Source organism: Pseudomonas sp. Pse79, from assembly GCF_024519615.1.
GTDB classification, from domain to species: Bacteria; Pseudomonadota; Gammaproteobacteria; order Pseudomonadales; family Pseudomonadaceae; genus Aquipseudomonas; species Aquipseudomonas veronii.
In genome coordinates this window covers 198,312-224,836 of sequence record NZ_JALJRR010000009.1, presented here as the reverse complement: position 1 = coordinate 224,836, position 26,525 = coordinate 198,312, and the positions used below count along the sequence as shown (strand labels likewise).

The window sequence follows — 26,525 nt, the reverse complement described above, 5'->3', positions numbered from 1 at the left end:
TAAAGGATGTCCCCGGTCTCGTTTGTAAAGGATGTCTCCGTCTGTACACCCCGATAACAATGATTCAGCCAACGGATTTACCGGACGCCATAAACACCAACCCACCCGCCAGCGCCCGCTCATGACACAACCCCAACACCACCCGACGCTCGGCGTTGTCCATGCGGCTCCAACGCGTGATTTCTTCCACGGTACGCTGGCAACCGGTGCAAATGTCGTCGTCATCCAGCGCGCAAATGCTTACGCACGGCGAGGCGACGGGGCGTTCTGGCGGCTTCATTCTTCCTGCTCGACCAGATCCCGCGCATAACGCTGGGCGTTATGCACATAGTGTGCAGCGCTGGCCTCGAGCATCTTCTTCTGCGCGTCAGTCAATTCGCGCACGACTTTGCCCGGCGAGCCCATGACCAGCGAGCCATCGGGAATCTCCTTACCTTCGCCGATCAGCGAATTGGCGCCGATGATGCAGTGCTTGCCGATCTTCGCGCCGTTGAGGATCACCGCGTTGATGCCGATCAGGCTGTAGTCGCCGACGGTGCAGCCATGCAGCATGGCGTTATGGCCGATGGTCACGCCGGTGCCCAGGGTCAGCGGGTAACCCATGTCGGTGTGCATCACGCTGCCGTCCTGCACATTGCTGTTCTTGCCGATCAGGATCAGTTCGTTGTCGCCACGCAACACCGCGTTGAACCAGACATTGGCGCCCTCCTCCAGCTTGACCTTGCCCACCAGCGTGGCATTCGGCGCCACCCAGCTGTGTGGGTGCGTCTCAACGCGGGCGTCGCCCAGGCGGTATTTCATGATATGTCCTCACAACTGGCCATTTAAACGATGGCTTATAGATGGATGAAGCTCTTGGGCGGCTGGTGCAGGCTGATGTTGGCATCGTCATAGAGCAAATTGATCAGCTCGACGATCATGATTGCCGTCAGCCCCCAGATCTTGTATTCGCCGAACCGATAGCTCGGCACGTACCAACTGCGGCCCTGGTAATCGATGCGGTGCGTATGTTCGCGCGGGTCCTGGCGGAAAAACTCCAGGGGCACGCTGAAGACGGCGGCGATTTCGGCGTCGTTGGCCAGGTAGTCGACGTAGTCCGGGATGACGCCAACGTAGGGCGTGACCCGAATGCCATGCAGGGAAATCAGCGGACTCAACGGGCCGATCACCTCGACCAGGCCAGGCGGCAGGCCGATTTCTTCTTCGGCTTCGCGCAGGGCGGTGAAGATCAGGTCCGGGTCTTCGGGGTCGCGACGCCCGCCGGGAAAGGCCACTTCGCCACCATGGGTCGACAGGCCGCTGGCGCGCAGGGTCAGGATCAGCTCAGGTTCGTCACTGCGGGTAATCGGCACCAGCACGGCGGCCTCGGGGAAACGCCCGTCGGTCTCAAGCCGTTGCGGTGTGTGATTGCTTACCCGGCGAAGTAGCTCGTCCAGCATGAGTCATCTCGGTCTGTTGGCTACTTTGCATCATGCACCAAAGCGCGCGGGCGCCCAACCCCAAAACCGAAGGGCTGTCGCGAAACGACAACTTGCAGGGCCCTGCCGCCCACGCCAAGATAGGCAGACTTTCCAGGAACCCCAGCATGAATTTCTGCAGCCAGTGCGGTAAACCGGTCACCCAACGCATTCCCGAAGGCGACGCACGCCTGCGTTTTGTATGCGATCACTGTCATACCATTCACTACCAGAACCCCAATATCGTCGCCGGCACCGTGCCGGTGTGGGGCGATCAAGTGTTGTTGTGTCGCCGCGCCATCGAGCCCCGCCTGGGTTACTGGACCCTGCCCGCCGGTTTCATGGAGAACGGCGAGACCGTGGAACAGGCCGCCATGCGCGAGACCATGGAAGAAGCCTGCGCCCATGTACGCAACCTGAGTCTCTATACGCTGATCGACGTGCCGCATATCAGCCAGGTGCACGTGTTCTACCGCGCCGAGCTGATTGACCTGAACTTCGCCGCTGGCCCCGAAAGCCTGGAAGTGCGACTGTTCGACGAGGCCGATATCCCTTGGTCCGAGCTGGCTTTCCGCACAGTCGGGCGTACCTTAGAATACTTCTTCGCCGACCGTCGCCTACGGTCGTTCCCGGTGCGCAACGAAGCTGTGCCGCCGCTGTCCCAGCCCGCCCAATAACAAACCGGCAGATCGTCGTCCAAGGGAAATCGTTTTAATGCGTTGGTTGCTTGCTTTGCTCTGCCTGTCGTTCGCCACGTTGTCCTCAGCCACCACCCTGGAAACCCTGGGCGGCAAAACGGTCGAGAAAATTCTGGTCCTCAAGTCCGCCCATCAGTTGCAGCTGATCAACGACGGCAAACCCCTCAAGACCTACCGTATCTCCCTGGGCAAAAACCCCAAGGGCACCAAGCTGATCGAGGGCGACCGTCGCACGCCGGAAGGCTTGTATTGGATCGACTGGCGCAAAACCAGCGACCGCTACAACCTGTCCATGCACATCTCCTACCCCAATATCAGCGATTCGGCCCGTGCCCGCCGCCAAGGCGTCAACCCCGGCAGCATGATCATGATCCACGGCACGCCCGACACCGCGGAGTACCCGGAGCAGTGGTTTCACACCCTGGACTGGACCGACGGCTGCATCGGCATGCGTAACGTCGACATGCGCGAAGTCTGGAACCTGGTCAAGGACGGCACCCTGGTCGAGATCCGCCCGTAACCTTCGCCCCTCGGTCAATTAACTAAAAAAAGTTTCCTGCCCTCGACAGCGCCTGCCGGTGAATACCAATTCACCCCGCAGGCTGCGCAGCTCTGCGCGCCTTAAAGACCTCTCTAATACCACTTGATACCAGACACCGTTAATGCGCCCTGAAACCAGGAGCCGAAGCGTTTTGGCAGCATTGACATGGTATTTAAGTGGTATTAGTTTCCGGCCAATACCGGGCGACAACACACTAATAACCGCATCGGAAACCTGACAGATGAACCCCATCCTGACGCTGCGTCCCGACGACAAGCAATCCACGCCGCTGTACCTGCAACTGGCCCGCAACCTGGAAGCGGCGATCCACGCCGGCCAATGGAAATCTGAACAGGCCCTGCCGTCGGAACGCGCCCTCAGCGAGCAGTTGAGCATCTCGCGCGTCACCGCCCGCAAGGCGCTGGAAGTCTTGTTTGCCCAAGGCCTGATCCGTCGCAGCCAAGGCTCCGGCACCTTTATCACGCCACGCCTGGAACAACCGCTGTCGCGCCTGTCGGGCTTCAGCGAGATGCTGCGACTCAAGGGGTTTGTGCCCAGCTCCCAGTGGCTGGAACGCGACATCAGCGCGCCGACCCACGAAGAGCTGATCCGCCTGGGCCTGTCGCCGACCGACAAAGTGGCGCGGCTCAAGCGCCTGCGCAAGGCGGACGACACGGTGATGGCCATCGAAATGACCACCATGCCCGCCGCCGTGCTGCCGCACCCGCAAGCCATCGGCCAGTCCCTCTACGAGTACCTCGAAGGCATCGGCAAACCCATCGTGCGCGCCCTGCAGCATATCCAGGCGATCAACGCCTCGGACGAGTTCGCCGCGCTGGTCGGCATCGCCCCCGGCACCGCCATGCTGCTGATGACCCGTGTCGGCTACACCGCCGACAACACCCCGATCGAAATCACCGACACCTACTGCCGCAACGACTACTACGACTTTGTCGCCGAGCTGCGTCGATAGGCCTTTGCCGCGTACCGCGGCCTTAGAGAACTGCCCATGTCCGAAGACAATATCCTCACACCCCATGGCTGGATTCGCGGCCGCCTGGTGCATGAACACGGCAAGGTGATCGCCATTGAAGGCGCACCTTGCGACCCGGCCGACAACGACCTGCCCTACCTGCTGCCGGGTTTTATCGACCTGCACGTCCACGGCGGTGGCGGCAAAGACATCATGGAAGGTGCCGACGCCTTCGAAACCATCACCCGCACCCACGTGCGCTTTGGCACCACGTCGCTGCTGGCCACCACCATGACCGCGCCGGTGGATGAAATCTCCAGCGTGCTCGGCCAGCTCGGCAGCTTCTGCGCGCAACGCCCGAGCGGCAGCGCCCGGGTCCTCGGCGTCCACCTGGAAGGGCCCTACATCAATCCGGGCAAACTCGGCGCGCAACCCAACTTCGCCCACACCGCATTGATGGAAGAAGTGGAAGCCTACCTGCGCCTGGCGCCGATCCGGGTGATCACCATCGCCCCGGAAATCGCCGGGCATGACCGCCTGATCCGCGCCCTCAGTACACGCGGCGTGCGTATGCAGATCGGCCACACCCTGGGCAGCTATGAAGAAGGCGTCGCCGCCCTCGCCGCCGGCGCCACCAGCTTCACGCATTTGTATAACGCCATGAGCCCGCTGCATCACCGCGAGCCCGGCATCGTCGGCGCGGCGCTGGCCCACGCGCAGTACGCGGAATTGATCCCGGATTTGCTCCACGTACACCCCGGCGCCATGCGCGTGGCCCTGCGCGCGATCCCGTGCCTGTACTGCGTCACCGATTCCACCGCCGCCGCCGGCATGCCCGACGGCGAATACAAGCTGGGCAGCCACACCGTGACCAAATGCCTGGGCGGCGTGCGCCTGGCCGACGGCACCCTGGCTGGCAGCACCCTGACCATGGATCAGGCACTGCGCAACCTGGTGAAGATCGGCCTGCCCATCAGCGAAGCCTCACAACGCCTGTCGCAATTTCCGGCGGACTACCTGGGCCTGGAACAACGCGGCCGCCTGCAACCCGGCAGCTTTGCCGACTGCGTGCGCCTGGACCGCTCCCTGCACCTCACCGACGTCATGGTCGAAGGAGAAACCATTGTCTTCAAAAATGCTTGAAGAGGCCCTCGCCTCCAGCGACGCGGTCGCGGCGCAGTTGCAACGCCTGGCCCCGCGCCTGCAAGACATCGCCGAGCGCCTGCGCCGTCAGCCGCCGCACGTGGCGATGACTGTCGCTCGCGGCAGTTCCGACCACGCCGCGAGCTACTTCGCCTACCTGGCCATGCAGCACGTGGGCATTCCGGTGGCGTCGTTGCCGATGTCGGTGGTGACCCTGCTGCACGCGCCGTTGAAGGTCAGCGGCCAGGTCGCATTCGGCTTCTCTCAGTCGGGCCAGAGCCCGGACCTGGTCGACAGCCTGCGCCTGCTGCGCCAACGCGGCGCCTTGAGCATCTCGCTGGTGAATGCCGAAGACTCGCCCCTGGAAGCCGCCTGCGAATTCCATGTGCCGCTGTGCGCCGGGCCGGAACTCAGTGTGGCCGCGACCAAGAGCTTTATCGCCACCCTCAGCGCCAGCGCGCTGTTGGTCGGCCACTGGAACCAGGAAACCGACCTGCTGCACGCCTGCCGTGCGTTGCCCGATGGCCTGCGCGAGGCGGCCAAACAGGATTGGACGAACGCCATCGACGCCCTGCGCGACTGCCAGCAGTTGATGGTCATCGGCCGTGGCGCCGGTTTTGCCATCGCCCAGGAAGCCGCGCTCAAGCTCAAGGAAACCTCGGCGATCCAGGCCGAAGCCTTCAGCAGCGCCGAGGTGCGTCATGGGCCGATGGCCTTGATCGACGACAACTACCCGCTGCTGATATTCGCCCCACGCGGTGCCGAGCAAGCCGGCCTGTTGAGCCTGGCCGCCGATATGCGCCAACGCGGCGCCCGCGTGTTGCTGGCCGCGCCGGACGATATCGCCGAACGCGACCTGCCGCTGAGCCGCGCCGAACACCCGAGCCTGGACCCGATCCTGGCCATCCAGAGTTTCTATGTCATGGCCGCCGGCCTGGCGCTCGCCCGTGGCATGAACCCGGACCAGCCGCGCCACCTGAGCAAAGTGACCCGCACCCACTGAGTGGCGTACCGCGATTTCCTGATGAGTACCGTGCCCATGTCCAACAACAATAATGCATTGACCCTCGGCGCCCCCCTCAGCGGGCCGGTGCTGGCCCTGGGCAACGTCCCCGACGAAGTATTCGCCAGCGGCGCCATGGGTGACGGCCTGGCCATCGATCCGCTGAACGATAGCCTGTACGCACCGTGCGACGGCGAGATCATCCATGTCGCGCGCACCGGGCATGCGCTGACGCTTCGCGCGCAGAACGGCGCCGAGCTGTTGATGCATGTGGGCATCGACACCGTGGCGTTGAACGGCGAAGGGTTCGCCCTGCTGGTGAAGAACGGTGCGCAGGTGAGCAAGGGCCAGGCGCTGATGCAGTTCGATCTGGACCGGATTGCGCGCCAGTGCAAAAGCCTGGTCAGCCTGATCATTCTCACCAACAGCGAGCGCTTCGAACTGACACCGCTGCCGCTGCGCTCAGTCAAACACGGTGAACCGCTGGCGCGCGTAGCGCTGCGTTCCGGCGCGGCGCTGCAAACCGCTGTGGATAACTCCGTCGCGCAAGCCAGCGCCAACGTGCGGATCACCCATCGCGGCGGCTTGCATGCACGTCCGGCGGCATTGATCCGCAAGACCGCACAAGCGTTCAGCAGCCAGACGCAGTTGCATTTCGCCGGCAAGTCGGCGGCGTGCGACAGCTTGATCGGCCTGATGGGGCTGGGCATCGGTGAGGGCGATGAGGTGTGTGTCACCTGTCGCGGCAAGGATTGTGCGGCGGCGTTGCAGGCGCTGGTCGCCGCGCTGTCTGTCGCCATCGGCGAAGAACCTCACACGCCGGTGGTGGCTGCTCCACGCCGCGCGAACACCGAGGTCGGTGTGTTGCAAGGTGTCTGTGCGGCACCGGGCCTGGTGTGCGGGCCGCTGTTCCGCCTGAGCACGATCGAGTTGCCGGCCGATACCGGCAACCACTGCGCCGACGAACAGTTGCAACGGCTGGACGCGGCCCTTGAGCAAGTGCGCGGCGAAATCCGCACCACCCTGGACCTCGCCCGCCAACGCCGAAATGCCGAAGAAGAAGACATCTTCGCCGCCCACCTCGCCTTGCTGGAAGACCCGGCCCTGCTGGACACCGCCACCCGCGCCATCGAGCACGGCAGCGCCGCGCCCCACGCCTGGCGCGATGCGATCCAGGCGCAATGCGCGGTGTTGCTGGGCCTGGGCAAGCCGTTGCTGGCCGAGCGTTCCAACGACCTGCGCGACCTGCAACAACGGGTGCTGCGCGTGCTGCTCGGCGAAGCGTGGCACGTCGAGTTGCCTGCCGGGGCGATTGTCAGCGCCCACGAGTTGACCCCGTCGGACCTGCTCCAACTGAGCGCGCAACACGCCGCCGGCCTTTGCATGGCCGAGGGCGGCGCCACCTCCCATGTCGCGATCCTGGCCCGCGGGAAAGGCTTGCCGTGCGTGGTGGCATTGGGCGCCGAAGTGCTCGATGTGCCCCAAGGCCAACGCGTGGTGCTCGACGCGGCCAACGGTCGCCTGGAGCTGGCACCGAGCGCGACGCGCCACGCCGAAGTCGAGCGGATTCGCGAAACACAGAACCTGCGTCGCCAGGAACAACAGACCCAGGCCCGACTGCCAGCGAACACCCGCGATGGCATGACCATCGAAGTCGCCGCCAATGTCGCCTCCAGCGCCGAGGCCCAGGTGGCGTTTGAAAACGGCGCCGACGGCATCGGCCTGCTGCGCACCGAGTTCCTCTTCGTCGACCGCCGCACCGCGCCGGATGAACAGGAACAGCGTCAGGCCTATCAAGCCGTGCTGGATGCAATGGGCGACAAGTCGGTGATCATCCGCACCATCGACGTGGGCGGCGACAAACAGCTCGACTACCTGCCGCTGCCGGTCGAGGCCAACCCGGTGCTGGGCCTGCGCGGCATTCGCCTGGCCCAGGTGCGCCCCGACGTGCTCGACCAGCAACTGCGCGCACTGCTGCAAGTCAGCCCGCTGGCGCGCTGCCGCATCCTGCTGCCGATGGTCAGCGAAGTCGACGAACTGCTGCAGATCCGCCAACGCCTGGATGAACTGTGCGTCGAGCTGCAACTGACCCAACGCCCGGAACTGGGGGTGATGATCGAAGTGCCCGCCGCCGCGCTGATGGCCGAACAACTGGCCAGGCATGCCGACTTCCTGTCCATCGGCACCAATGACCTGTCCCAGTACACCCTGGCCATGGACCGCGACCACGCCGGCCTCGCCGCGCGGGTCGATGCGCTGCACCCGGCGCTGCTGCGGCTGATCGCCCAGACCTGCACGGGCGCGGCCAAACACGGGCGTTGGGTCGGCGTGTGCGGCGCCTTGGCATCCGACCCGCTGGCGACGCCGGTGTTGGTCGGGCTGGGGGTCAGCGAGCTGTCGGTCAGCCCGCCGCAGATCGGCGAAATCAAGGACCGCGTCCGCCATCTGGACGCGGCGCAATGCCGGCAACTGAGCCTGGGCCTGCTCGACCTGAGCAGCGCCAAGGCGGTACGCCAAGCCTGTCAACACCACTGGCCGCTGAGCTGACAACAACAAGAAAAGGGAGACACGCCATGTACCAACACCTTATCGAAGGCCTGCAACGCCTGGGCCGTGCGCTGATGCTGCCGATCGCGATCCTGCCGATCGCCGGCCTGCTGCTGCGCCTGGGCGACACCGACCTGCTCAACATCGCGGTGATGCACGACGCCGGGCAGGCGATCTTCGCCAACCTTGCGCTGATCTTCGCCATCGGCATCGCCGTGGGCTTTGCCCGCGACAATAACGGCACGGCCGGTTTGGCCGGGGCCATCGGCTACCTGGTGATGATCTCGACGCTCAAGGTGATGGACTCGACCATCAACATGGGCATGCTCGCCGGGATCGCCAGCGGCCTGATGGCGGGCGGGCTGTATAACCGCTTCAAGGACATCAAGCTGCCGGAGTACCTGGCGTTCTTCGGCGGGCGGCGATTCGTGCCGATTGTCACCGGGTTCAGCGCGGTCGGCCTGGGCGTGATCTTTGGCCTGATCTGGCCGCCGATCCAGCACGGCATCAACAGCTTCGGCGTGTTGCTGATGGAAAGCGGCAGCCTGGGGGCCTTCGTGTTTGGCGTGTTCAACCGCCTGCTGATCGTCACCGGCCTGCACCATATCCTCAACAACATGGCGTGGTTCGTGTTCGGCAGCTTTACCGACCCGGTGACCGGCGCGGTGGTGACCGGCGACCTGACCCGCTACTTCGCCGGTGACCCGAAAGGTGGCCAGTTCATGACCGGTATGTTCCCGGTGATGCTGTTCGGCCTGCCCGCCGCGTGCCTGGCGATGTACCGCAACGCCCTGCCGGAACGACGCAAAGTGATGGGCGGGATTTTCCTGTCGATGGCGCTGACCTCGTTCCTGACCGGCGTGACCGAGCCGATCGAATTCGCCTTCATGTTCCTCGCGCCGTTCCTGTACCTGCTGCACGCGCTGCTGACCGGGCTGTCGATGGCGGTCACCAACCTGCTGGATATCCACCTCGGGTTTACTTTTTCCGGCGGCTTTATCGACATGGTGCTGGGTTGGGGCAAGTCCACCAACGGTTGGCTGGTCGTACCGGTCGGCCTGGCTTATGCGGCGATTTACTACAGCGTGTTCAGCTACTGCATCCGCCGCTTCAACCTGAAGACACCGGGCCGCGAAGATATCCCGGTAGCGCAGGCCGAAGCGATGAGCGATAACCAGCGCGCCACGGCTTACATCCACGCGCTGGGAGGGGCGGACAACCTGCTCAGCGTCGGGGCTTGCACCACGCGCCTGCGCCTGGACATGGTCGACCGCAACAAAGCGGTGGATGCACAGTTGAAAGCCCTCGGCGCGATGGCCGTGGTGCGGCCGGGCAACGGCGGCAGTTTGCAGGTGGTGGTCGGGCCGATGGCCGACAGCATTGCCGATGAGATTCGCCTGGCGATGCCAGCGTTTGTGGCCGGCGCGCCGGTGGATAAACCGGTCGCGGTCAATGTGCAGGAAGCCGAGCAATGGCTGAGCGCATTGGGCGGCCGGGGGAATGTGCGCCAGCTGGAAGCGGTAGCGATGACCCGGTTGCGGGTGGAGTTGGGGGATGATTCGGTGGTGTCCGAGGCTCAACTGACGGCACTTGGTTGCCAAGGCGTCAGCCAACTTGATAGCGGTGTTTGGCACCTGCTGATTGGTGACAAGGCCTCGGGTTTGAGTGAGGTATTGGAGCGACTGGTCAGCGGCCATGAGGTCGGCGCCAGGGTTTAAGAGAGGTAGTGGTTGTTCTGGCCTCATCGCGGGCAAGCCCCCTCCCACATTTGACCGAGTTCCAACGCTGGAATGCGGGTAAATGTGGGAGCGGGCTTGCCCGCGATGAGGCCCTTACAGCCAACAAAAAACCCACTGACCAAACTGGCCCAGCGGGTTTCTCGTTCACGCAATCAACGAATCAGAAATCCGCCAACCGCCACACCTCATACGCCGGTGTCTCATAGGGATGGCTCTGCTTCAACGCAGCCACAACAGCCACGATCAGCTCATCCGCCACCACCAGCTCAACCTTCCACTCTTCAACCACTTCAACCTGGCCGACTTGCCCGAGAAACGGCTGGCTGCCGTCCAACGCGCGGAATTGGCCCTGGCCCAGCACTTGCCAGGCGCAGCTGTCGTAGTCGCCGATGCGCCCGCCGCCGGCTGCGAAGACGGCGGCTTTCACCGCCTCCACATGACTGCCGGGCACGAAGAAGCTGAGCTTGTACACCGCCTTAGTTCACCCACACGCGCGCGTTGCGGAACATCCGCATCCACGCGCCGTCTTCGTTCCACTCTTCCGGGCGCCACGAGTTCTGCACGGCGCGGAATACACGCTCCGGGTGCGGCATCATGATGGTGACGCGACCGTCGCGGCTGGTAAGGCCGGTGATCCCGCGCGGCGAGCCGTTCGGGTTGGCCGGGTAGCTTTCGGTGACCTTGCCGTGGTTGTCGACGAAACGCATGGCGACGCAACCGGACACATCGGCTTCGAGCAAGGCTTCTTCGCTGGCGAACTCGGCATGGCCTTCACCGTGGGCGATGGCGATTGGCATACGCGAACCGGCCATGCCTTGCAGGAAGATCGAGTTGGACTCCTGCACCTGCACCATGGCGACACGGGCTTCGAACTGCTCGGAACGGTTACGCACGAAGTGCGGCCAGAACTCGCTGCCCGGGATCAGTTCGTGGAGGTTGGACATCATCTGGCAACCGTTGCACACACCCAGGGTGAAGCTGTCGTTGCGTTCGAAGAAGCCCTGGAACGCGTCGCGGGCACGGCTGTTGAACAGGGCCGACTTGGCCCAGCCTTCACCGGCACCCAGCACGTCGCCGTAGGAGAAACCGCCGCAGGCCACCAGGCCTTTGAACTCGTTGAGGTCGACGCGACCGGCGAGGATGTCGCTCATGTGTACATCGATCGCATTGAAGCCGGCGCGGTCGAACGCGGCCGCCATTTCCACCTGGCCGTTGACGCCCTGCTCGCGCAGTACGGCAACCTGTGGGCGAATGCCTTTCTTGATGTACGGCGCGGCGATGTCCTGGTTGACGTCGAAGCTGAGCTTGGTGCTCAGGCCCGGGTTGTCTTCTTCCAGGATCACGTCGAATTCCTGCTCGGCGCAGTCGGCGTTATCGCGCAGGCGCTGGATCTGGTAGCTGGTCTCGGCCCACTGGCGTTGCAGCAGACGGCGCTGGCCTTCGAACACGGTGTCGCCGTTGAAGACGATGTCGATCTGACCGTTGTTGATCGGCTGGCCGATCACGGCCACGCAATCGCCCAGGCCGGCGGCGCTGAACTGTGCCAATACGTTTGGCGTCGCGTCCTGGCGCACCTGGATCACCGCACCCAGCTCTTCGTTGAACAGGATGCCGTTGAGTTCAGAGGCGTCCTCGGCAACGCTGTCGAGCACCAGGTTCAAGCCGCAGTGACCGGCGAAGGCCATCTCGACCACGCTGGTCAACAGACCACCGTCGGAACGGTCGTGGTAGGCCAGCAGGTGGCCGTCGGCGTTGAGGCCCTGGATCACGGCGAAGAAGGCTTTCAGGTCTTCGGCGTCATCGACGTCCGGCGCGTGTTTGCCGAGCTTGCCATGGGTTTGCGCGAGGATCGAGGCGCCCATGCGGTTCTGGCCACGGCCCAGGTCGATCAGGATCAGATCGGTGGTGCCCTTGTCCATGCGCAGTTGCGGGGTCAGGGTCTGGCGGATGTCGGTGACCGGCGCGAAACCGGTGACGATCAACGACAGCGGCGAGGTGACGCTCTTGTCCACGCCTTCGTCGTTCCAGCGGGTGGCCATGGACATGGAGTCCTTGCCCACCGGAATGGTGATCCCCAGTTCCGGGCACAGCTCCATGCCGACAGCCTTGACGGTGTCGTACAGGCGCGCGTCTTCGCCGGGGTGACCGGCAGCAGACATCCAGTTGGCCGACAACTTGATGTCGGACAGCTTGCCGATACGGGACGCGGCGATGTTGGTGAGGGTTTCACCAATGGCCATGCGGCCCGACGCCGGAGCGTCCAACAGGGCCAGCGGCGTGCGTTCGCCCATGGCCATGGCTTCACCGGTGTAGACGTCGAAGCTGGTGGCAGTGACGGCAACGTCGGCCACCGGCACTTGCCATGGGCCGACCATTTGGTCACGGGCCACCAGGCCGGTGATGGTGCGGTCGCCGATGGTGATCAGGAAACTTTTGCTCGCGACCGCCGGGTGGTGCAGCACGCGTTCGATGCTGTCAGCCAATTCCAGTGTGCTTGGGTCGAAGTCATCGCCCAGCTCGGTTTCACGTACTGCCGAACGGTGCATGCGCGGGGCTTTGCCCAGCAGCACTTCGAGCGGCATGTCCACCGGGCTGTTGCCGAAGTGGCTGTCGGTGACCGTCAGTTGCGGCTCGGCAGTGGCTTCGCCGACCACGGCAAACGGGCAACGCTCGCGTTCGCAGATGGCCTGGAAGCGCGCGAAGTCTTCAGGACCGACGGCCAGGACGTAGCGTTCCTGGGACTCGTTGCTCCAGATTTCGTGCGGGGCCATGCCCGGCTCGTCGTTTGGAATGTTGCGCAGTTCGAAACGGCCGCCACGCTCGCCATCGTTGACCAGTTCCGGGAAGGCGTTGGACAAACCGCCGGCGCCGACGTCGTGGATGAAGCTGATCGGGTTCTTGTCACCCAACTGCCAGCAACGGTCGATGACTTCCTGGCAGCGACGCTCCATCTCTGGGTTTTCGCGCTGTACCGAAGCGAAGTCCAGGTCCGCCGAGCTGGTGCCGGTGGCCATGGAGGAAGCCGCGCCGCCGCCCAGGCCGATCAGCATCGCCGGGCCGCCGAGCACGATCAGCTTGGAGCCGACGAGGATCTCGCCTTTCTTGACGTGTTCTTCACGGATGTTGCCCATGCCGCCGGCCAACATGATCGGCTTGTGGTAACCGCGCACTTCGTCGCCACGCGGGGTGGTGATGGACTGTTCGAAGGTACGGAAATAACCGGTCAGCGCCGGACGGCCGAATTCGTTGTTGAACGCGGCGCCGCCCAGCGGGCCTTCGATCATGATGTCCAGGGCGGTGACGATGCGCTCCGGCTTGCCGTAGGGCACTTCCCACGGCTGTTCGAAGCCCGGGATCTGCAGGTTGGACACGGTAAAACCGGTCAGCCCGGCCTTGGGCTTGGCGCCACGGCCGGTGGCACCTTCGTCGCGGATCTCGCCGCCGGAACCAGTGGCTGCGCCCGGGAACGGGGCAATCGCGGTCGGGTGGTTGTGGGTCTCGACTTTCATCAGGATGTGTACCGGTTCCTGCACCGCGCCGTACTGGCGGGTTTCAGGGGCCGGGAAGAAACGGCCGGCGACGCTGCCGACGATGACCGAAGCGTTGTCCTTATAAGCCGACAGAACGCCTTCGCTGTGCATCACGTAGGTGTTCTTGATCATGCCGAACAGGCTTTTTTCCTGGCTTTCGCCGTCGATGTCCCAACTGGCGTTGAAGATCTTGTGACGGCAGTGCTCGGAGTTGGCCTGGGCGAACATCATCAGTTCGATGTCGTGCGGGTTGCGCTTCAAGCCGTTGAAGGCGTTGACCAGATAATCGATCTCGTCTTCGGCCAGGGCCAGGCCCAGCTCGGTGTTGGCCTTCGCGAGGGCGGCACGGCCACCGCCGAGCACGTCAATCGCGGTCAGCGGCTTGGGCTCGGCGTGGCTGAACAGAGCACCGGCCTGTTCCAGCTGGCTGACGATGATCTGGGTCATGCGGTCGTGCAGGCTGCCGGCGATCAGCTCGGCTTCGGCCTCGCTGAACTGGCCCGCGACATAGAAGGCAATACCGCGTTCCAGGCGCTGGATTTTTTCCAGGCCGCAGTTGCGGGCGATATCGCTGGCCTTGCTCGACCAGGGCGAGATGGTGCCGAACCGCGGCAGAACCAGGAACAAGCGGCCAGTCGGCTCTTGAACGGGAACGCTTGGGCCGTACTTCAGAAGGCGTGCCAGCACTTGCTGTTCGTCGGCGGTCAAGACGCCGGTCACGTCGGCGAAATGAGCAAATTCAGCATACAGGCCTGTAACAGCTGGAACCTTCTGGCTCAGTTGCTCAAGGAGTTTGCTGTGGCGAAAGGCAGAAAGGGCAGGAGCGCCGCGCAGGATCAACATCTTCGGGACAGCCTCGGGAAGGGGTGTGCTTTGAGGCCGTGCATTCTAACGTAAACCGTCGTCAACGGCACCCGAAACACTAACGCTGGCCGCTGCCGAACGTCAGTTGGCTGGGTTTGCACGGTGCCGGGGCGTTATCCGGGGCGGCGGGCACAGTTATTTTAACCGTCACAATCGCTCTCCAAGCCACGTTTCTGCGGGCTGCAGCACAGTTTCAAGGCGGCTAGCAGACAAGTCCCCCGCTGTCGAGATATGGCGCCGTGGGCCGTTTGCGTATACTGCGCAGATGTTCTCCCCAACTGCTTTGCGCCCGCGATGCGCCAAATGGCTCATCGCCACCGGACTCTTCCTGATGCTCAGCGCCTGTGTTGATAAACCCAGCACGCTCGAGCGAATCAAGGAGGATGGCGTATTGCGGGTGATTACCCGGAACAGCCCGGCCACGTATTTCCAGGACCGCAACGGTGAAACCGGTTTCGAATACGAACTGGTCAAGCGCTTTGCCGACGACCTGGGGGTGAAGCTGGAAATCGAGACCGCCGACAACCTCGACGACCTGTTCGGCCAGTTGGGCAAACCCAACGGCCCGGTCCTCGCCGCCGCCGGCTTGGTCAGCAGCGAGCGACGCAAGCAGCAGGTGCGCTTTTCCCACCCGTACCTGGAAGTCACCCCGCAGATCATCTACCGCAACGGCCAGTCGCGCCCCACCAACGCGGCAGACCTGGCGGGCAAGAAGATCATCGTGCTCAAGGGCAGTACCCACGCCGAACAACTGGCCGAGCTTAAAAAGCAGAACCCTGCGATCGAATACGAAGAATCCGACGCCGTTGAAGTGGTCGACCTGCTGCGCATGGTCGACGAGGGCCAGATCGACCTGACCCTGGTGGACTCCAACGAAGTGGCGATGAACCAGGTGTACTTTCCCAACGTGCGCGTGGCGTTCGACCTCGGCGATGCCAGCAACCAAAGCTGGGCCGTGGCCGCCGGCGAAGACAACAGCCTGCTCAACGAGGTCAACAGCTACCTGGACAAGGTCGGCAAGAACGGCACCTTGCAGCGCCTGAAAGATCGCTATTACGGGCACGTCGATGTACTCGGCTACATGGGCGCCTACACCTTCGCCCAGCACTTGCAGCAGCGCCTGCCCAAGTACGAGAAACACTTCAAGACCTTCGCCAAGGAAGAAAAGGTCGACTGGCGCCTGTTGGCCGCCATCGGCTATCAGGAATCACTCTGGCAACCGGCGGTCACCTCCAAGACCGGCGTGCGCGGCCTGATGATGCTGACCCAGAACACCGCCCAGGCGATGGGCGTGTCCAACCGCCTGGACGCCAAGCAAAGCATCATGGGCGGCGCCAAGTACCTGGCGAAGATCAAGGACGAGCTGGACGACGATATCGCCGAGCCGGACCGCACCTGGTTTGCCCTGGCCGCCTACAACGTGGGCACCGGGCATCTGGACGACGCACGCAAGCTGGCGCAGAAGGACGGCCTGAACCCGAACAAGTGGCTGGACGTGAAGAAAATGCTGCCGCGCCTGTCGCAGAAGCAGTGGTACAGCAAGACCCGCTACGGCTATGCACGGGGCGGCGAGCCGGTACACTTCGTGGCGAACATCCGGCGCTACTACGACATCCTCACCTGGGTGACCCAGCCACAACTGGAAGGCAACCAGGTAGTCGAAGGCAACCTGCATGTGCCAGGGGTCAACAAGACCAAGCCGCCGGAAGAGAACCCGCAGCTGTAAACCCGAAGCCCCCAAACACCACCGCCCAATGTGGGAGGGGGCTTGCCCCCGATAGCGGTGTGACAGTCAGCTTGTTTATAACTGACCCACCGCCATCGGGGGCAAGCCCCCTCCCACATTTGAATAGCTACTGGCCTTGGAGGCCGGTGAGCAGATGTACCGCGCCACCCGCCAGCACCATCACTCCCGACACTCCCGCCGCCCTTAACGCCGCCGCATCCACCCGCGCCGCATCCCGCAGTTGCACACGCACCCGCGTCAGCGCCACGCGTTGTTGCGACTGGAGGTTATCCGCGCCACCGAGGGCATTCAGCACATCGGCGGACAACAGGTTCTCCGCCGCCGGCACAGGCGCCGCGACGGTCTCGGCGATCAAGTCCGGGGTCAGGGCTTTCCAGAACGCCCGCTGCAATTTCTCGAACATGCTCAGTGCTCCACGACAGGTGAGGTTTCAACGGTGGCCGTGTGGTACAGGCGCAAGGCCTCGCGCACCTGCGCGGCTTCTTCAAGGCCGAGCACCTGATGGGCGATGATCTGGCAATCCGCCAGGTCCAGCTCGCGCACGGTGGCCTTGATGGTCGGGATCAGCGGTACGCTGACCGACAGCTCGTCCACCCCCAGCCCGATCAACACCGGCACCGCCGACGCTTCAGACGCCAGCGCCCCGCACACGCCAACCCACTTGCCGTGGGCATGGGCGGCCTTGACGGTGGTGGCGATCAGACGCAGCACCGCCGGGTGAAAGCTGTCGGCCTGGCTGGCCAGGCGCGGGTGATCGCGGTCCATCGCCAGGGTGTATTGGGTCAGGTCATTGGTGCCGATGGAGAAAAAGTCCACATGGGGCGCGAACACGTCCGCCATCAAGGCCGCGGACGGCACTTCGATCATGATGCCCAGCTTCGGCAGCTCGGCGAGCCCCAGCGCCAACGCTTCCTCTTCAAGCATCGTGCGCGCCAGGCGCAGCTCCGAGAGCAGGCTGACCATCGGCAGCATGATGTGCAGCCGCGTCAACCCAGCACTCGCGAGGATCGCGCGGAACTGTTCGCGCAACAACTCGGGGCGCTCCAGGCACAAACGAATACCGCGCAAGCCCAGGAACGGGTTGGTCTCGGCATCCATCGGCACATAGGCCAACGGCTTATCGCCGCCGACATCCAACGTGCGTACCACCAGGTTGCGCTCCGGGCCCAGGGCGCGGGCGATGGCGTTGTAGGTGCCGGCTTGCTCCTCGGGGCTCGGTGCGCGATGGCGGTCCAGGTACAGAAACTCTGATCGCAGCAGCCCCACGCCTTCGCCGCCCAGGCTCAGGGATTGCTCGACCTCCTGAAGCGACGCGACGTTGGCCGTGACTTCGACGTGATGACCATCGCGGGTGATGGCCGCCAGGCGTGCCTGCGCGACGTCGCGTTGGCGCCGCGCTATTTGCTCCCGGTGGGTGGCCTGCAATTGCTCGATCTCGGCCAGGTCCGGGTCCAGGTGCAACTCGCCCTTGTCGGCGTCCAGCAACACCTGCCGACCGTCGGCCAACGCCAGTACCTGCGGCGGCACCCCGCAAATCGCCGGCAGCCCCAGCGCCCGGGCGAGGATCGCGACGTGGCTGGTCGCCCCGCCGCCGACGGTGACGAACCCGAGCACCTTGTGCGTGTCGAGGCTGGCGGTCTGCGACGGCGTCAGTTGCTCGGCGATCAGGATCGCGCGCTCGGGCAGTTCCCAGGCGCGGTCGTGAATGCCGAGGATCAGTTTCAGCACGCGCTGGCCGACGTCGGCCAGGTCCGCCGCACGTTCGGCGAGCAGGGCATTGCCCAGGCCCTGGAACAGTTGGGCGGTGGCGAGCGTGGCGCTGTTCCAGGCAAAGGCGGCGCTTTTGCCGACGACCAGCAGGTCGTGGGCTTGCTCCAGCAGGGTCGGGTCTTCGAGCAGTTCCTGATGGGCGCGGAAGATCTGCGCCTGGGCACTGCCGACCGCCTTGGCCTGCAAGCTCTGCAAGGCCTCGGTAGCGGCGTGCAGGCCACGGTCCAACGCCGCGCGTTCGAGTGCTTCGCCGCCGCCCGTTTCGGGAATGCTCAGCGCCGGCTCTGCCACCTGGACCACCTGGCCAAACGCCGAACCCGGCGACGCACACACGCCCCGCAGCACGTTCGCGGACACCAGCGACACACGCGGTTCGACGCCCTCGACCGGCGCCGCGACGCTCTCGCCGCACCCCTCGGCCAACAGCGCCACCAACGCCTTGATCGCCGCGGCGGCCTCCTCTCCCGCCGCGCTCACCTGCAAGGTGTCGCCCTGCACGGTTTGCAGTGCCATGATCGCCACCAGCGACTTGGCGTTGGCGCTCTGGGTTTGCTTGTGCAGGTAAATACTGGCGTCGAACCCCTTCGCCGCCTGGGCAAACACCGCCGCCGGGCGCGCGTGCAAACCGTTGGCATTGGGCAACGTCAACGGTTTGGAGAACAGTGCGTCGCCCTCCTCTTCGTCCTCGGTTTCAGCCGTCTCGCCTGGCGACAGGCGCACCAGCGGCTGGCCCAGCGTGACCGGGCCGCTGTCCGACGCCAGCAGCGCAAACGGCTCGCCGCTGACCACCAGCATCAAGGTCAACAGGCTCCGGGCATTGAGCGCTACGTAGTCGGCGTCGAACTCGATCAACGGCTGCCCGGCCTCCACCCGCTGGCCTTCCCCGACCAAACGGCTGAACCCCTTGCCCGCCAGGTTCACGGTGTCCAGGCCGATATGCAGCAGCACCTGGACGCCATTGTCAGCCGTGATGCTCACCGCATGGCCAGTGTCCTGGATATTGCTGATCACCCCGGCCAACGGTGCGCAGAGGGTCTGCGAGGTCGGGTCGATGCACAGGCCGTCGCCGATCAGGCGGCTGGAGAACACCGGGTCGGGGACCTTGTCCAGTGCCAGCAGCACGCCCGACAAGGGCGCAAGCAATTCCAGGGGTTGAGTTGCGGTCATGACTTCACCTGCTGTTTTGTTCTGTAAAAATCATTGGGTGGATACAAATCCCGAGGTGACAAAGATCAAATGTGGGAAGGGCTTGCCCCCTCCCCCATTTAAGCCTGTCTACATCCGAAGATTCACTTCCACCAGTACTCGACTTGCACACCGATATTCGAGCCATGCCGCGCGGTGCCGTAGGCGCCGGTGTCAGACAACGCCGACCCAGCCGCCAGCTCATTCGCCGCGCGTTTGGCCGCTGCGTTCCAGCTCGCATAGGTGTAGTACAGACGCACTTCCGGGCGCGCCCAGAAATCCGGGCCTTTGGGCGACCAGGTCGGGGCAAAGGTGAATTTGCTCAGTTTGCGCGTACCGCCGGTGGCGTCGACCTGATCATGACCAAGCTCGGTGACCAGTTTGAACTGTTCACTGACGGCATAGGCCGGACGCACACCGATGGACATCCAGGTCTGATCCTGGCTGCCGGGGCGAATGTCTTTCTGGTACACGGCCTCGATCTGCCCACCGAAACGCGGGGTGAGCTGCCAGTCGAAAAACTCCACGGCGCGGTAGCTTTTGCTGCTGTTATCCAGGGCCGTATTGCCGGTGTAGCCAAGGCCGGTACCGGGACCTTCGCCATACTGCAGGGCGAACTTGTTCTTGCCGCCGAGGAAAGGTTTTTGCACATGTTGCGCGGTCAGCGCCCAACCGCTGTTGGCATCACGCCCACCGGCTTTTTCGATGTAGCTCAAGCCCAGTTCCAGCTCGCCGCCGGGGTTGGTCTTGAAGCCGGCCACGTTGAAGTCGTGACGCGTGGCGTATTCCTTCTGGTACAGGTTGTCCTTGCGCGAAAGCGCGTAGCTGTATTTCAGGTCGCCAATCAGCACATCCTCGATGCCGCCGCCCGTGGCGCTCTGGTTCCAGTAGTAGAAATCGGAGATATGGATGTCGTTACGCTTGTAGTAACGCCGCCCCGCCCACAGCGAGCCGCCGTTGAGGCTGGGCAGGTTGGACCACTGTGCATACATCTGCGGCATGCGCGCCGAGCCGTTGTCTTCGCCCTGGAATTTAAGCGCGCGGTCGTACTTGTTGTAGAGCGAAGCCATGGCGTCGACGCTGAGCACGGAGCCGTCGTCGAGGGTCAGCAGGTCCTGGCGCAGTTCCAGTTCGGCGTACTGTTCGCATTCGTTGCCCAACCGGTACTTGGATTGCGCGCCCGGCAGTTGGAAACATTGCTGCTTGCCACTGCCGGTCGACGTCCCCGCGCCGCTACGCAAGTAACCGGCAAACTCCAGGGCCTGAGCGCCGAACGGCAGGCTCAGACACGATGCAACGAGGCCCAGCTTTATTGTTGTTTTCATGAAGTACTCCGATATTTTTATTATGTTTGTGTGAAGCGCCCGGTGCTCCCACACCGGGAATTGACCTTCTGCTTCGCGTCGCGCGGGGCAGTTGCAACGACGTTCCAGCCGTCAGTCCTTGAGGTGCAGCACAAAGGATTCGTAAGGCCGCAACAGCAGCGGGCCCGTGCTGACCTGGCAATCGGGGTAGTTGCTGATCAGCAGGCGTTGTCGGGTAGCGGCGTTGAGGACGTGATCGGGCAGCTGGATTTCGCAGGGTTTGCCGTAGAAGTTGTTCAGCACCAGCAGGCGCTCGCCATGGCCTTCGCGCAGGTAGGCCCAGACCTGGAGGTGGCCCAGCAACAGTTCGCGGTAAACGCCGTCTTGAATCAGCGGTTCCTGGCGACGCAAGGCGATCAGGCTGCGGTAGTGATGCAGCACCGAATCCGGGTCATCCCGTTGGCTGTCGACGTTGATCTGCGCCGCGTTGGCCGGGATGCCGATCCACGGTTCGCCGCTGCTGAAACCGGCATGCTGGCGGGCACTCCACTGCATCGGCGTGCGCCCGTTGTCCCGCGACTTCTGCATGATCGCCGCCATGCTCGACGCCTCGGACTCACCGGCATCGCGCTTGAGGCGGTAGATGTTGAGGGTTTCGACATCGCGGTACTGCTCGATCGTGTCGAAGCCCGGATTGGTCATGCCCAACTCCTCGCCCTGGTACACATACGGCGTGCCCTGCAGGAAGTGCAGCGCCGTGGCGAGCATCTTGGCCGAGACCACACGATGCTCACCGTCATCCCCAAAGCGCGAGACCACCCGTGGCTGGTCGTGGTTACACCAGAACAGCGCGTTCCAACCGCCGCCGGCCTGCATGCCCAGTTGCCAGTCGGAAAAGATCTGCTTGAGCTGCAGGAAATCGAAGTCGGCCTTCACCCACTTCTGCAGGTTCGGGTAGTCGACTTTCAGGTGGTGGAAGTTGAAGGTCATCGACAGTTCTTTGGACTCCGGCCGCGAGTAGCGGATGCAGTGTTCCAGGCTGGTGGATGACATCTCGCCGACGTTGATCAGGTCATGGCCTGCGAAGACTTCGCGGTGCATTTCCTGCAGGTACGCGTGTACGTTCGGACCGTCGGTGTAGAAACGCCGACCGTCGCTGGCGTCCTCGGGGAAGTCGGCGGGCTTGGAGATCAGGTTGATCACATCCAGGCGGAAACCGCCGACGCCTTTGTCGCGCCAGAAACGCATCAGCTTGAACACCTCGGCGCGCACCTTGGGGTTGTCCCAATTCAGGTCGGCCTGGGTGTGATCGAACAGGTGCAGGAAGTACTGGCCGGTTTGCGCTTCGTATTCCCAGGCCGAGCCGCCGAATTTGGATTCCCAGTTGTTCGGCTGGTCGCGCCAGATGTAAAAGTCACGGTACGGGTTGTCGAGGCTGCTGCGCGCCTGCTGGAACCACTCGTGCTCGATGGAGGTGTGGTTGACCACGATGTCGAGCATCAACTTGATGCCGCGCTTGGCCGCTTCACTGATCAGTTGGTCGCAATCGGCCATGGTCCCGTAGCTCGGGTCGATGGCGTAGTAGTCGCTGATGTCGTAGCCGTTGTCGCGCTGCGGCGAGCGCAGGAACGGGGTGATCCACAGGCAGTCGACGCCCAGCCATTGCAGGTAGTCGAGTTTGTCCACGATACCCAGCAGGTCACCGGTGGCGTTACCCGCGTGGCTGTGAAAGCTTTTGGGGTAGATCTGGTAGATCACCGAGTGTTGCCAGTTTTGCATGGTGGGTTCCTTCAGTAAAATTGTGTACCCGCCGCTCGGGCCTCATCGGGAGCAAGCCCCCTCCCACAGGGGGAACGCATTCAACTGTGGGAGCGGGCTTGCTCGCGAACGCGGTAATTCAGGCAACGCGATACCCAGGCCGCACGATCTTCATGCTCAATGCACAGGTCAGAACAAACGGCACGACCATCGCGATGACCATCCCGATCACAAACATCGGGATGGCATGCGGCACGATCGAGATAAACCCGGGCAAGCCGCCGACCCCGATGGCCGAGGCCTGCACCTTGTTCAGCGACAGGAAAATGCTGCCCAGTGCCGAGCCCAGCAACGCGGCATAAAACGGGAACTTGAAGCGCAGGTTCACGCCGAACATCGCCGGTTCAGTGATACCGAAATACGCGGAGACAGCGGAAGTCGAGGCCATGCTTTTGTCCCGCGCATTGCGCGCCACGTAGAACACCGCCAGCGCGGCGCTGCCCTGGGCCAGGTTGGACATGACGATCATCGGCCAGATAAACGTGCCGCCCTGGGTGGAGATCAGTTGCAGGTCCACCGCCAGGAACATGTGGTGCATGCCGGTGATCACCAGCGGCGCATACAACAGGCCGAAAATCGCTCCGCCGAGCATCGGCGCCAGGTCAAACAGGGTGACCACGCCCTGGGTGATCAGGATGCCGAGGTGACGGGTCACCGGGCCGATGATCGCCAGCGCGAGCACGCCGGTGACGACGATGGTGGTGATCGGCACGATCAACAGTTGGATGGCATTCGGCACTCGCGCGCGCAGCCATTTCTCGATGACGCTCATCACATACGCCGCCATCAGGATAGGCAGGATCTGCCCCTGGTAGCCGACTTTCTCGATCTTGAACCATCCGAAAATATCGAAGTACGGCAGGCTCTGGCCATCGAGGCCGGCCACCGCCTTGCCGTAGTTCCACGCGTTGAGCAGGTCCGGGTGGACCAGCATCAGGCCAAGCACGATGCCGAGGATTTCACTGCCGCCAAAACGCTTGGCCGCCGACCAGCCCACCAGCGCCGGCAGGAACACGAACGAGGTGTTGGCCATCAGGTTGATCAGGCTCCACAGGCCATCCAGGTTCGGGTAGGCCTCCAGCAGCGTCTTGCCCTCGATGAACATGCCCTTGGCGCCCATCAGGTTGTTCACGCCCATCAACAGGCCGGCGATGATCAACGCGGGCAGGATCGGCATGAACACATCGGAGAACACCCGCACCAGACGCTGTATGGCGTTGGTCTTGTCGGCGCCCTTCTTCTTGACGTCGGCGATGGTGGCGGCGGCGAGGCCGGTCTGTTCGCGCAGGGCGGCGTAGACCTTTTCCACTTCGCCAGGGCCGATCACCACCTGGAACAGGCCACCGGTAAAGAACGAGCCCTTGACCAGGTCGACTTGGTTCAACGCGCTGCCGTTGACCAGGCTCGGGTCCTTGAGCGCCAGGCGCAGGCGGGTCACGCAATGGGCGGCTTGCTCAAGATTGTCGCGGCCCCCGAGGTGCTCGAGAATTTCGCGGGCGATGTTCGAATAGTCGTGGCTCATGCTTGGTTTCCACTTTGATTTTTTTATTTGGGGGGGCAGTCATTGGCAGCACGCCGAAGGCAAAAGTACTCGTACAGACGAGTTAAAGCAACAACTCGTCTGTACGAGTTACATATTGTCTATTTTTTCTGGATCAGGCCCCGCCACAGCCCACAGATTTCCATGGGCCCAATGGACAAACCCCAGCCGTGCCACTAAGGTTCCTGCCTTGAACGCAAACGCGGCACAGAGCCATCCCCATGAGCAAATACAACCAGATCTATACCGATCTGCTTGCCAACATCACCACCGAACGCCTGCAACGCGGCACCCGTCTTCCCTCTGAAACCGAACTGATGGATGCCTACCAGGCCAGTCGTGGCACCGTGCGGCGGGCCATCGAGCAGCTGCAGGAGCGTGGGTTTGCGCAGAAAATCCATGGCAAAGGCACGTTTGTGTTATCGCCCAACCCCATCGAGTTCCAACTGGGCGGCATCGTCAGCTTCCACGAAACCCACGCCGACCTGGGCGATGACGTCCACACCGACGTCGTCGAATTCACCCAGTTCCCGCTGGAAGGTTCGCTGCTGCAGCATATCGAGGCCGAACCCGGCACCCTGATCACCCGTATCAAACGGGTGCGGCGCATCGGCGGCAAACGGGTGATCCTCGACATCAACCACTTCGTCGCCGACCTGATCCCCGGCCTGGACCGCACCATCGCCGAGCAGTCGATCTACGCCTTCATCGAACAGACGTTGCAGCTGCACATCAGCTACGCCCAACGCACCATCGAAGCCCTGCCCCGCGGCAAAGACGACCAGGCACACCTCGACCTCGAGGGGCAAAGCCATGTGATCGTGGTAAGCAACCAGACGTTTCTGCAGGACGGGCGGCAGTTCGAGTACACCGAGTCGCGGCATACGTTGGATAAGTTCTACTTTTCGGATATTGCGCGGCGCTAAGGCCGAGCGAAGCTCAAACGTGGCCGCGGGCCGCTATCGCGAGCAAGCCCGCTCCCACACTTTTGCTGCGGCGTTTGATTTATCGTGTTTCAGATGCGCAGAACCCCGGCACATGGCCGGGGTTCTGTTATTCAGCATCCACCTGCTAGGGCAGGATCATTCCCACTCAATCGTCGCCGGCGGCTTGCTCGACACGTCATACGTCACGCGCGAGATGCCTTCGATTTCATTGATGATACGGCCGCTGACGGTTTCCAGCAGTTCGTAAGGCAGGTGTGCCCAACGGGCGGTCATGAAGTCGATGGTTTCCACCGCACGCAGGGCCACGACCCAGGCGTAACGACGGCCGTCACCGACCACGCCCACCGATTTCACCGGCTGGAACACTACGAACGCCTGGCTGACTTTGTGATACCAGTCGGCCTTGCGCAGTTCTTCGATGAAGATGTGGTCGGCGCGACGCAGCAGGTCGGCGTATTCCTTCTTCACTTCACCGAGGATCCGCACGCCCAGGCCCGGGCCCGGGAATGGGTGGCGGTAGACCATGTCGTAGGGCAGGCCCAGTTCCAGGCCGAGACGGCGGACTTCGTCCTTGAACAGCTCACGCAGCGGTTCGACCAGCTTGAGGTTCATTTCCTCGGGCAGGCCACCCACGTTGTGGTGGGACTTGATCACGTGGGCCTTGCCGCTCTTGGCGCCGGCCGACTCGATCACGTCGGGGTAGATGGTGCCCTGGGCGAGGTACTTGATGTTGTCCAGTTTGTTGGACTGGGCATCGAATACGTCGATGAAGGTGCGGCCGATGATCTTGCGCTTCTTCTCCGGGTCGGACTCGCCGGCCAGGTTGTTCAGGAACTGATCTTCAGCGTTGGCGCGGATCACCTTGACGCCCATGTTCTCGGCGAACATGGCCATCACTTGCTCGCCTTCGTGCAGGCGCAGCAGGCCGTTGTCGACGAATACGCAGGTCAGTTGATCACCGATGGCCTTGTGCAGCAGCGCGGCAACCACGGAGGAGTCAACGCCGCCGGACAGGCCGAGCAGGACGTTGTCGGTGCCGACCTGGGCACGCACGTGGGCGATGGCGTCTTCAGCGATTTTCGACGGGGTCCACAGGGCTTCACACTCGCAGATGTCGAGGATGAAGCGCGACAGGATGCGCCCGCCTTGCTTGGTGTGGGTCACTTCCGGGTGGAACTGCACGCCGTAGTAACCACGCTCGTCGTTGAACATGCCGGCGATCGGGCAGCTCGGGGTGCTGGCCAGGATGTGGAAGTCTTGCGGCATCTTGGTGACTTTGTCACCGTGGCTCATCCACACGTCGAGGCCGAACAGGCCGTCGGCGTCGACGTGGTCTTCGATGCCGTCCAACAGGCGGCTCTTGCCGACCACGTCGACACGGGCATAACCGAATTCACGCAGCTCGGAACCTTCAACCTTGCCGCCCAACTGCTCGGCCATGGTCTGCATGCCGTAGCAGATACCGAACACGGGCACGCCCAGGTCGAATACGGCTTGCGGGCAGCGCGGGCTGTTGGCTTCGTGTACCGACTCGGGGCCGCCGGCGAGGATGACGCCTTTCGGTGCGAATTCGCGGATCGCTGCGTCGTCCATGTCGAACGGATGCAGTTCGCAGTACACGCCGATTTCACGCACGCGACGGGCGATCAGTTGGGTGTACTGGGAACCGAAATCGAGGATCAGGATACGGTGGGCGTGAATGTCGAGGGCCATGAGATC

Annotated in this window: 20 protein-coding genes; 9 read left to right on the top strand and 11 right to left on the bottom strand. The window is 63.3% G+C overall.

Annotated features, from left to right (window positions below; translation table 11 throughout):
* Positions 1–64 precede the first annotated feature (64 nt).
* From NR164_RS14430 to NR164_RS14420, 3 genes are read right to left on the bottom strand one after another with little or no spacing between them, the layout of a single operon-like run.
* Entirely contained in the window at positions 65–280 is a 216-nt protein-coding gene (locus NR164_RS14430) for a DUF1289 domain-containing protein (protein ID WP_046382197.1), read from the bottom strand.
* Entirely contained in the window at positions 277–801 is a 525-nt protein-coding gene (locus NR164_RS14425; RefSeq protein ID WP_017846143.1) for a gamma carbonic anhydrase family protein, read from the bottom strand. Before NR164_RS14425 ends, NR164_RS14430 begins: the two co-directional genes overlap by 4 nt.
* Positions 802–836: 35 nt before the next feature.
* The gene (locus NR164_RS14420; RefSeq protein ID WP_017846144.1) at positions 837–1,439 is read right to left on the bottom strand and encodes a CoA pyrophosphatase; all 603 of its coding nucleotides are present in this window, start codon (positions 1,437–1,439) and stop codon (positions 837–839) included.
* Positions 1,440–1,585: 146 nt separating this feature from the next.
* On the opposite strand from NR164_RS14420, the gene NR164_RS14415 reads away from it, so the two are divergent.
* The 7 genes from NR164_RS14415 to nagE all read left to right on the top strand — a co-directional run bounded on the left by NR164_RS14415 (position 1,586) and on the right by nagE (position 10,080).
* Entirely contained in the window at positions 1,586–2,134 is a 549-nt protein-coding gene (locus NR164_RS14415; RefSeq protein ID WP_017846145.1) for an NUDIX hydrolase, read from the top strand.
* 37 nt (positions 2,135–2,171) lie between these two features.
* A complete protein-coding gene (locus NR164_RS14410; protein ID WP_017846146.1) occupies positions 2,172–2,675 on the top strand; it encodes a murein L,D-transpeptidase family protein in 504 nt (167 codons plus the stop codon).
* A 262-nt stretch (positions 2,676–2,937) separates the two neighbouring features.
* The gene (locus tag NR164_RS14405) at positions 2,938–3,669 is read left to right on the top strand and encodes a GntR family transcriptional regulator (RefSeq protein WP_017846147.1); all 732 of its coding nucleotides are present in this window, start codon (positions 2,938–2,940) and stop codon (positions 3,667–3,669) included.
* 36 nt (positions 3,670–3,705) lie between these two features.
* Positions 3,706–4,812: an N-acetylglucosamine-6-phosphate deacetylase gene (gene nagA / locus NR164_RS14400; protein ID WP_017846148.1), complete on the top strand. Its 1,107-nt coding sequence runs from the start codon at positions 3,706–3,708 to the stop codon at positions 4,810–4,812.
* Positions 4,805–5,815, top strand: a complete 1,011-nt coding sequence (locus tag NR164_RS14395) for an SIS domain-containing protein (protein ID WP_372340287.1) — start codon at positions 4,805–4,807, stop codon at positions 5,813–5,815. The genes nagA and NR164_RS14395 overlap by 8 nt, the downstream gene beginning before the upstream one ends.
* 36 nt (positions 5,816–5,851) lie before the next feature.
* Positions 5,852–8,362, top strand: a complete 2,511-nt coding sequence (gene ptsP / locus NR164_RS14390; RefSeq protein WP_256822881.1) for a phosphoenolpyruvate--protein phosphotransferase — start codon at positions 5,852–5,854, stop codon at positions 8,360–8,362.
* 26 nt (positions 8,363–8,388) lie between these two features.
* Positions 8,389–10,080 (top strand): N-acetylglucosamine-specific PTS transporter subunit IIBC, encoded by a 1,692-nt coding sequence (gene nagE / locus NR164_RS14385; RefSeq protein WP_046486976.1) that lies wholly within the window; start codon positions 8,389–8,391, stop codon positions 10,078–10,080.
* Between the two features lie 181 nt (positions 10,081–10,261).
* Here nagE and NR164_RS14380 read toward each other — a convergent pair whose 3' ends face one another.
* Both NR164_RS14380 and purL read right to left on the bottom strand, forming a co-directional pair.
* Positions 10,262–10,573, bottom strand: a complete 312-nt coding sequence (locus NR164_RS14380; protein WP_046382193.1) for an NGG1p interacting factor 3 protein, NIF3 — start codon at positions 10,571–10,573, stop codon at positions 10,262–10,264.
* A gap of 4 nt (positions 10,574–10,577) precedes the next feature.
* Positions 10,578–14,474 carry a phosphoribosylformylglycinamidine synthase gene (gene purL, locus NR164_RS14375; protein WP_256822880.1) on the bottom strand — a complete coding sequence of 1,299 codons (3,897 nt, stop codon included), beginning with the start codon at positions 14,472–14,474 and terminating at the stop codon, positions 10,578–10,580.
* A gap of 286 nt (positions 14,475–14,760) precedes the next feature.
* Here purL and mltF point away from each other — a divergent pair, with 286 nt between their 5' ends.
* Positions 14,761–16,221 (top strand): membrane-bound lytic murein transglycosylase MltF, encoded by a 1,461-nt coding sequence (gene mltF, locus NR164_RS14370; RefSeq protein ID WP_046382191.1) that lies wholly within the window; start codon positions 14,761–14,763, stop codon positions 16,219–16,221.
* 127 nt (positions 16,222–16,348) lie between these two features.
* Here mltF and NR164_RS14365 read toward each other — a convergent pair whose 3' ends face one another.
* From NR164_RS14365 to treP, 5 genes are all read right to left on the bottom strand, one after another.
* Positions 16,349–16,645 (bottom strand): PTS transporter subunit EIIB, encoded by a 297-nt coding sequence (locus NR164_RS14365; protein WP_256822879.1) that lies wholly within the window; start codon positions 16,643–16,645, stop codon positions 16,349–16,351.
* A 2-nt stretch (positions 16,646–16,647) separates the two neighbouring features.
* On the bottom strand, positions 16,648–19,179 hold the full coding sequence (ptsP, locus tag NR164_RS14360; protein WP_256822878.1) for a phosphoenolpyruvate--protein phosphotransferase: 2,532 nt from the start codon (positions 19,177–19,179) through the stop codon (positions 16,648–16,650).
* 122 nt (positions 19,180–19,301) lie between these two features.
* Positions 19,302–20,522 carry a carbohydrate porin gene (locus NR164_RS14355; RefSeq protein ID WP_177031651.1) on the bottom strand — a complete coding sequence of 407 codons (1,221 nt, stop codon included), beginning with the start codon at positions 20,520–20,522 and terminating at the stop codon, positions 19,302–19,304.
* A 111-nt stretch (positions 20,523–20,633) separates the two neighbouring features.
* A complete protein-coding gene (gene treC / locus NR164_RS14350; protein WP_046382188.1) occupies positions 20,634–22,280 on the bottom strand; it encodes an alpha,alpha-phosphotrehalase in 1,647 nt (548 codons plus the stop codon).
* A gap of 118 nt (positions 22,281–22,398) precedes the next feature.
* Entirely contained in the window at positions 22,399–23,841 is a 1,443-nt protein-coding gene (treP, locus tag NR164_RS14345; protein WP_256822877.1) for a PTS system trehalose-specific EIIBC component, read from the bottom strand.
* A 239-nt stretch (positions 23,842–24,080) separates the two neighbouring features.
* Here treP and treR point away from each other — a divergent pair, with 239 nt between their 5' ends.
* Positions 24,081–24,785, top strand: a complete 705-nt coding sequence (gene treR / locus NR164_RS14340) for a trehalose operon repressor (protein WP_017846160.1) — start codon at positions 24,081–24,083, stop codon at positions 24,783–24,785.
* Positions 24,786–24,941: 156 nt separating this feature from the next.
* Here treR and guaA read toward each other — a convergent pair whose 3' ends face one another.
* The gene (guaA, locus tag NR164_RS14335; protein ID WP_017846161.1) at positions 24,942–26,519 is read right to left on the bottom strand and encodes a glutamine-hydrolyzing GMP synthase; all 1,578 of its coding nucleotides are present in this window, start codon (positions 26,517–26,519) and stop codon (positions 24,942–24,944) included.
* Positions 26,520–26,525: the final 6 nt, after the last annotated feature.